The 6,797-nt window shown below is 47.6% G+C and carries 7 protein-coding genes; 3 read left to right on the top strand and 4 right to left on the bottom strand.

The window, feature by feature from the left end; all coding sequences use genetic code 11:
• Positions 1-33: 33 nt before the first annotated feature.
• Both QXF64_03820 and QXF64_03825 read left to right on the top strand, forming a co-directional pair.
• Positions 34-753, top strand: coding sequence for a hypothetical protein (locus tag QXF64_03820; GenBank protein MEM1689612.1), 720 nt, complete (start codon positions 34-36; stop codon positions 751-753).
• Between the two features lie 46 nt (positions 754-799).
• A complete protein-coding gene (locus QXF64_03825) occupies positions 800-1,036 on the top strand; it encodes a thioredoxin family protein (protein ID MEM1689613.1) in 237 nt (78 codons plus the stop codon).
• A gap of 4 nt (positions 1,037-1,040) precedes the next feature.
• Here QXF64_03825 and QXF64_03830 read toward each other — a convergent pair whose 3' ends face one another.
• Positions 1,041-2,996: an Ig-like domain-containing protein gene (locus tag QXF64_03830; GenBank protein MEM1689614.1), complete on the bottom strand. Its 1,956-nt coding sequence runs from the start codon at positions 2,994-2,996 to the stop codon at positions 1,041-1,043.
• Positions 2,997-3,203: 207 nt separating this feature from the next.
• Here QXF64_03830 and QXF64_03835 point away from each other — a divergent pair, with 207 nt between their 5' ends.
• Positions 3,204-4,232 carry an iron-containing alcohol dehydrogenase gene (locus tag QXF64_03835; GenBank protein ID MEM1689615.1) on the top strand — a complete coding sequence of 343 codons (1,029 nt, stop codon included), beginning with the start codon at positions 3,204-3,206 and terminating at the stop codon, positions 4,230-4,232.
• Positions 4,233-4,234: 2 nt separating this feature from the next.
• Here QXF64_03835 and QXF64_03840 read toward each other — a convergent pair whose 3' ends face one another.
• The 3 genes from QXF64_03840 to QXF64_03850 are packed head-to-tail and all read right to left on the bottom strand — an operon-like array spanning position 4,235 to position 6,579.
• Entirely contained in the window at positions 4,235-5,065 is an 831-nt protein-coding gene (locus tag QXF64_03840; GenBank protein ID MEM1689616.1) for an ABC transporter permease, read from the bottom strand.
• Complete coding sequence (locus tag QXF64_03845; GenBank protein MEM1689617.1) at positions 5,062-6,060, bottom strand: ATP-binding cassette domain-containing protein; 999 nt, start codon at positions 6,058-6,060, stop codon at positions 5,062-5,064. The genes QXF64_03840 and QXF64_03845 overlap by 4 nt, the downstream gene beginning before the upstream one ends.
• Before the next feature lie 12 nt (positions 6,061-6,072).
• Entirely contained in the window at positions 6,073-6,579 is a 507-nt protein-coding gene (locus QXF64_03850; GenBank protein MEM1689618.1) for a PadR family transcriptional regulator, read from the bottom strand.
• Between the last annotated feature and the right edge of the window lie 218 nt (positions 6,580-6,797).

Raw genomic sequence — 6,797 nt, forward strand, 5'->3', positions numbered from 1 at the left:
AGCAAGCGACGCAAAAAATCTTAAGGTGCAAAGATGGTCTTGGTAGCCAAGATATTTGACGTGATAGGGAGAGGAGATCTTTCAACCTTTGCCCAGAAGTTGAAGAATTTCAGTGAGGAAATGCCATATCAAGGAAGCAAGGGTGAGCACGTTTTGACGACCGAAATCGTTGATCTGAAGCTTGAAGGTGATGCTCTTTCAGGTATTTTCAGTAAAGATTTTGTTCTCACGAGATATTACAAGCGCGGACTCGTTGAGACGCCGGTCACGGAGGAAGTTCCGTTCTGGTTCAAGAAATATAAAGGGAGGACGTTCTTAACCGTCTTGGCTCCCTCGAAAGCCCGAGGGGTCAAGAAACTCCTAACAAACTATGTGGCGAACAAGCTCAGCGAAATTCTCTTCATAAGAGCGGGCGGAGTAGTGGAGGCAAGAATTCCACATGAGACTCTGAGAAAACTTCACGAATCGAATCCTCAGGCAACGAAGTTGATATGGTTTGACAATGTCGACTATCCTGGGGTCGGAAAGTTAGCCTTGGCTGGTTCCGGTTTGGCGGACACAAAGCTGTATCGGGAATATCTTCAGCACGGAAAGATATGGTATGTGGTTTTTGAAACAAAGGAGGGACTCGTCGTTGGGATCACCAGGAACTGTGTTGTCACGCTTTTCAGCCGCTCCGAGCTTAAGGATTTCATTTCTTATATCTTCAACGGGATTCTCCCTCTGATTTCCGGAAGAGAGGAAGCGGAATAGTTGTAGTTTTATGCCAGAAATCTACAAGTAATCTCGGAGGGAGTGCTTGATAATAATAGAAATCCTTGGAACTGGGGATGCAAAATGCAGAAGGGTGGAGGACAATTGCAGAAAGGCTCTCGAAGAACTCGGGGTGAAAGGTAAGGTCGTACCGGTGTATGATGTGGATGAGATGGTTAAGAGAAAGATAACCACTTCGCCAGCTGTTCTGATAAACGGAAAGCTAGTTTCAAGCGGATCGGTACCAAGCATACAAGAGATAAAATCTTGGTTGCGGAAATAATCCCTTAGAAGAATCTTCTCAGGAATACCACGATAGTGATGATTATGATTATCGCTGCGAGTACGGCAAGAGGCATAACAAGCTCTCTCGGCGGGAGCGAAACCGGTGGAGCGGAGTAGACAATTGTTAGGATTCTCTCCGTCACATTTCCTGCAGGATCAACGATTCTGATGCGGAAGACGTTTGTTCCCGGAGAGAGCATGAGTGTCGTGTTGAAGGAGCCGGCGCTCACCGACACTGGGTTTCCGTTTATCGTCATTCTTGATCCGGGCTCGAGTCTTCCGCTCAGGGTAATGGTGTTCGTGGACGATTCTCCGAACCAGCCAGTTGCTGTCTCTGTCAGGGCAATTCCAGTGATGGTCAGCTCAAGTGTGGACGGCGTTGTGTCTATGATTATGCGGTAGATTGCGGTTTCACTTTCTCCTCCAGTATCAACAGCTCTCACTCTGAAGATGTATTCCCCGTCCGGTAGATCGGAGTAAGATGTAGAAGTTTCTGTCGTCGCTTTCCAGCTTTCGTCATAACCGTCAAGGCGATAGTAGTACATCACTGGGCTTGGTCCGCCTACAGATGTCCATGAGAATGATGGAGAGTTTCGGGAAGTTGGAGTATCTGCTGTAATGTTGCTTGATATTTCGGGCTTCTGCGGAGGATAGAGGTCTAGCTTCGCCTGAACGGTTGAGTGTGCGGCAGGGTTGGCGTTCCCGACCCCATCCTCCAGCCATAGATATATTGTTCTTACACCCTCTCCTGGCACGGACAGGTTTGAAATAATACCCGTTGCCGGTGCGCTCCCGTTGTAGTCTGATGGACTGGTCGGCGGGGAGTCGAATTTGTAGTATGCCATGACTACACCGGACGGATCAGGAGGATTAGTCCAAGTAAGTGTGAATGAGTTGATTTTTGTCCAGTTGTCTGGGGATATTTGGAGATTGATCGGCGCAGCTGGTGGAATCGTGTCTACTCTGAAGCTCCAGACAGATGACCATGGGCCATCGTTTCCTGCATTGTCTCTTGCCTTTACCCTCCAGTAGTATACACCGTCCGGAAGGACGGAAGTTGTGACACTGGAAGTACCTGTTGTTGACCAGACCGTAAGGGTTGTTGTGAATACGAGTGGGGCTGTGAACGTGTTCTCGTTGTCAACCTCTATCGTGTAGACGACCGGTAGGGAGTTCTCAAAGACGTTGTTCCAGACGAGAGTGGGTGTGTTATCGTTCGTGTTCTCCCCATCGGGCGGCGAGACGAGAGATGGTGCAGCTGGTGGAATCGTGTCTACTCTGAAACTCCAGACAGACGACCATCCGCCCTCATTTCCTGCATTGTCTCTAGCTCTCACCCTCCAGTACCAGACTCCATCGGAAAGATTAGGTGTGGTCCAGTTGTTGTCAGTTATCCAGCCGGAGCTTGCGTTCTCGTACGGGAAGGTTGCATTGTCACTAACGGAGACATAATACCAAACAGGTGGAGAGCCGTCAATCAAGCTCTGCCACTGCAGGATTGGTGTGTTATCGTTCGTGTTCTCCCCATTTATTGGGTAAATGAGGGTTGGGATTCCTATGTACATATCGACGTCTATCGCATCAGGCTCGGTGTACGGATCCTGTTTTTCACCTCCCAAATTTATGGCATTCTCAACGATAACGTCTACGCCGGAGACCTCCTCATCAACATCGGCTATGGTGTAGTTTGCCTCGTAAGTCCTTGACGATGTCCACGCTCCAGAGTTGAATGTTAGTGTTCCGGATGCCACTATGTCCGGATCGAAAGCTATATCCGGATCAACGGAAGTATCCATATCCTCGTTGTATGTTATCGTTATCGTCAGAGTTCCTCCGTCGTCCGATTCTGTTATGAGGTTGTCGCTTATATTAACCGAAACAACCTGCGGTGCGGCCCGCGATGGACCGGCAAGTATTACCAAGGAAAGAAAGAAAAGAACAGTTGTGAAAAAAGCCATCTTCCTCAACAGTTTCTTACCATCGGAGCTGTGGGTTGGATATTTTCTAATACTATTTGTAGAATTGCAACTTGCGAGATTTTCGCAAGATTCTTTTATACTATCCCAAGGATAGATAGATTCACCCCTTCCAGCTTAGTTTTTAAAGATATATAAATCCTCCGGCAAACCAAAATAAGCCCGAAAGCGGTGATTTATTGAGCGAGTATGCTGAGAACAAGGGTCCTCTTTGGTGATATTCAGGAAACGTTGTCGGGTCTCGATCTAAAAGGGAAAGGGCTCCTCTGCTCTCGAAGAAGACTCAACTTGAAAATCGCCGATTTGGATTTAGATCTTCTGCCCGTATCTCCCGAACCAACGATTGATGATATCAGGAAGTACCATGTGCAGATACGCGAGAAAGAGTATGACTATGTGCTTGCGATTGGCGGTGGAAGCGTTATCGACACGGCAAAAATCCTTGCAGCTCTCATGACGAACGACGGAGATCCGGCAGACTTCGTCGGCGAGGATAGGATAAAAAACGATATCAAAACGCTCATAGCTGCTCCAACTACTCACGGTTCTGGCAGTGAGGTCACAAAGTATGCTGTCATAAAATTTAGTGACGCGAAACGCTCCGTTGTCTCCGACAAAATATGTCCGCATTTTGCGATTCTTGACGTAAATTTGGTTATGGGTCTCCCGAGAGATCTCACCCTTTACACGTCAATCGATGCTTTCTGCCACAACGTGGAGTCCTACTTCACAAAGTTTGCCACACCACTCGTCAATGTCGTCTGCGAGCAAGGCATGAAAAAATTCTTTGAGGGGATTGATGGGGCGATGGAAGACAGCAAGCCGGCCAGAGAAAAGATGATGCTTTGCTCCCTTCTCGGCGGAATCGCGATAACTTGGGGACAGGCATACCTTATCCATGCTCTCAGTCACGTGATCGGTGCCAGACTGGATCTACCCCACGGTATGGCCAATGCTCTCTTTCTGCCTGGTTTCATAAAATTTTTCAGAGCTCATCCAAAGATGGGGGAACTTCAAAGGGTTCTGGGTGTTGATGTCGAGAGGGAAATTGAATCCATCTATGAAAGGTATGGCGTGCGCAGTTTATCGGATTTCGTCACAGAAAACGAGGCGATGGAGATAGCCGAAGATGCATTTAAAAACAGGAGGCTTATGGGCGCGGGCCAAAGGGAAATCACACTGGAAGAACTCAAAGAAATGGTTCGTTTTTCCCTGTAAACTTATCTACTTAGATATCTTCTCGCCAGGAAGATCCCAACCGCTGAAAGTAAAACCGCCAGAATACCGAGATATGTTAGATCGAGCAACAGTGCTCCAGTATCCATCTCAAAAATCGTAAGCTGTCTTATCGCATCGGTTAAATAACTCACGGGATTGATCTTCGCCACGGTTTGAAGCCAAGAAGGCATCAGAGAGTTTGGGAAGAAGATGTTGCTTGTGAAGACGAGTGGAAGATTTATGAGGTTCACAACGGCCATCGGCGTTTCAATTTTGGTCGATCTGAGCGTGAAAGAAAGGAAGAGGAAGGAGAGCCCCGTGCTAAAGAGAAAGATAACCGCGTATATTCCGAAAATGTTGAGAGGTGTGAAAGTCGGGCCAAGTTTCAGCCCGAGAGCCAGAGCGGCCAACAATATGAGTGTTGCTTGAAAGATACTTCTGATCGTCGAGTTTAGAACCTTGGCGAAGATTATTGCGCTTCTGGGAACCGGTGTGCTGAGGACTTTATCCAGAAATCCCAGTCTTCTATCCCAAACAACAGACATCCCAGTGAACATAGCAGTGAAAATCACGGTGAAGGATATCATTCCGACAGCCATGTAGGAAAAGTAATCGGAGGTCCCGAATGCGCTCCTCATCATTTGGTCTCTGATTTCCGGTGGAAGGTTTGATAGAAGTGCTCCTATGTTCATAGATTTGCCGAGAAGCGCCATCCATATGAGTGGTTGAACTATCGTGACGAGAAGAATGAGCGGATCCTTCAACCATTTCTTTATCTCTCGTCCGGTGAGGGCCCAGAGCCCGCGGATTGTGTTTTGCCGGAATTCCATCATGCTCTCGCTCTCCTCATGATCATCCTCAATCTGCGTGCGTCCTCTCCGGATTCCGCCGAGTCTCTCAAAGATCTCCCAGTGTAGGATAGATAGACTTCGTTCAAACTGGGCTCGGCGAGTGAAATTTTCTTTACAGTGAAGTTCTTCTGTCTGAGCGTTTCTATGATTTGGGGAAGCGTGGTCCTCCCGAGCTCGCTCTTGATCCAGTATGTTTTGTCCTCTCTCCAGACATCCTTGACGTGTTCAATTTGTCTGATGACTTCTGTGGCATCGGCATCCTCGCCCAGCACCAGAGTTATCATGTCTCCTCCCAAACTTTTCTTCAGCTCACCCGGGTTTCCGATGACGGCTATCTTACCCTTGTCGATTATCGCTATTCTGTCGCAGAGGGCGTCGGCTTCTTCCAAATAGTGCGTCGTCAGGAAAATCGTCATTCCATATTCCTTTTTGAGCTGTCTGATGTAATCCCAGATCGCGTTTCTCGTCTGTATGTCTAACCCAAGCGTCGGTTCGTCAAGGAATAGGATTTTTGGTCTGTTTATCAGCCCGCATGCGAGCTCCAGCCTTCTTCTCATGCCTCCGGAGTAGGTCTCCACCTTTCTGTCTTTGAATTTTGTGAGTTCGACGAGTTCCATGAGTTCTTCTCCTCTTTGTCTTGCGATATCCTTTGGAATTCCGTACAAGTCGGCGCAGAGCATCAGGTTTTCCCATCCAGTCAGATCTTCATCAGCTGTGTACTCCTGTGGGACTACGCCGATGACCTTCCTGACCATCTCCGCCTGTTTTACTATGTCATAGCCCAAGACGGATGCTGTACCCTCGGTTGGTCTGAGGATGGTTATGAGCATGTTTATCGTGGTTGTTTTTCCTGCTCCATTTGGGCCTAGAAAACCGAAGATTTCCCCATCCAGGACGCTGAAACTTATGTGGTCGACAGCTATGACGTTTCTGTTGAAGATCTTGGTGAGTCCTTCTGCTTTTATGACTTCGTTCATTTCGGTCACCTCTCAGATTTTTTCGATTTCTTTCGCGGTCTTCTCAAGTATTTTCAGAATTCTGTCGATTTTCTCCTCGGCATGCTCGTCTAGAGCTGCCTTGGTTACACCTTGTGCGATTCTTTTGACCGTTTTTACCATCTCTCCGACTTTGTTTGGTGGAAGCCTCATACAGAGGGGACCGAAGAAGGGTGGAAAGCCCGCCATCATTTTCGATCTGATCGATCTGATTCTTTCGAGCAGCTTTTTCCCTTCTTTTGTGAGCTCATACCTTTTGATGCCATCCTTGCCGGTCCGTGTCTCTCTGGCATAGCCATTTTTCTTGAGATACCGGAGAAGCGGGTAGACGGAGCCCGGGAGGGGTCTCCAGGTTCCTCCGGTGATTTTTTCGATCTCGTCCATTATTTCAACACCGGACATCGGCTTTTTGCTTAGGAGCTCGAGGATCTGATATCTTAGAAAGCCTTTGGGCACGGCAGCCATGTGCCTCTGCCAGTGTTTGCCCCATCTTTCGCTCATGAATATCAAATTTGATATCAAGCTTGATATATAAATATTGTTTTCTTATGTGTAATAAATCCGAGTCCACAAAGGGTTAAAATCACACTTCAAAAACCTTTTTTCTACTTCCCCTCTCTTTTTTCTTGGTGCTGAAGTTAACTTCCTTGATCTTACGGCTTCGCTTTCAAAGGCCCACTAGTTTACCTTACTGGATGGGATCCGCTTTTAGAGGTGGA

The sequence above is a fragment of the Candidatus Hadarchaeales archaeon genome (assembly GCA_038823825.1).
Classification (GTDB): domain Archaea; phylum Hadarchaeota; class Hadarchaeia; order Hadarchaeales; family Hadarchaeaceae; genus JAVZGN01.

Bases quoted from the DNA above. Each gene is read 5' to 3' on its own strand.
- QXF64_03820 (MEM1689612.1), top strand. From the start codon at position 34: ATGGTCTTGGTAGCCAAGATATTTGACGTGATAGGGAGAGGAGATCTT.
- QXF64_03830 (MEM1689614.1), bottom strand. From the start codon at position 2,996: ATGGCTTTTTTCACAACTGTTCTTTTCTTTCTTTCCTTGGTAATACTT.
- QXF64_03835 (MEM1689615.1), top strand. From the start codon at position 3,204: ATGCTGAGAACAAGGGTCCTCTTTGGTGATATTCAGGAAACGTTGTCG.
- QXF64_03840 (MEM1689616.1), bottom strand. From the start codon at position 5,065: ATGATGGAATTCCGGCAAAACACAATCCGCGGGCTCTGGGCCCTCACC.
- QXF64_03845 (MEM1689617.1), bottom strand. From the start codon at position 6,060: ATGAACGAAGTCATAAAAGCAGAAGGACTCACCAAGATCTTCAACAGA.
- QXF64_03850 (MEM1689618.1), bottom strand. From the start codon at position 6,579: ATGAGCGAAAGATGGGGCAAACACTGGCAGAGGCACATGGCTGCCGTG.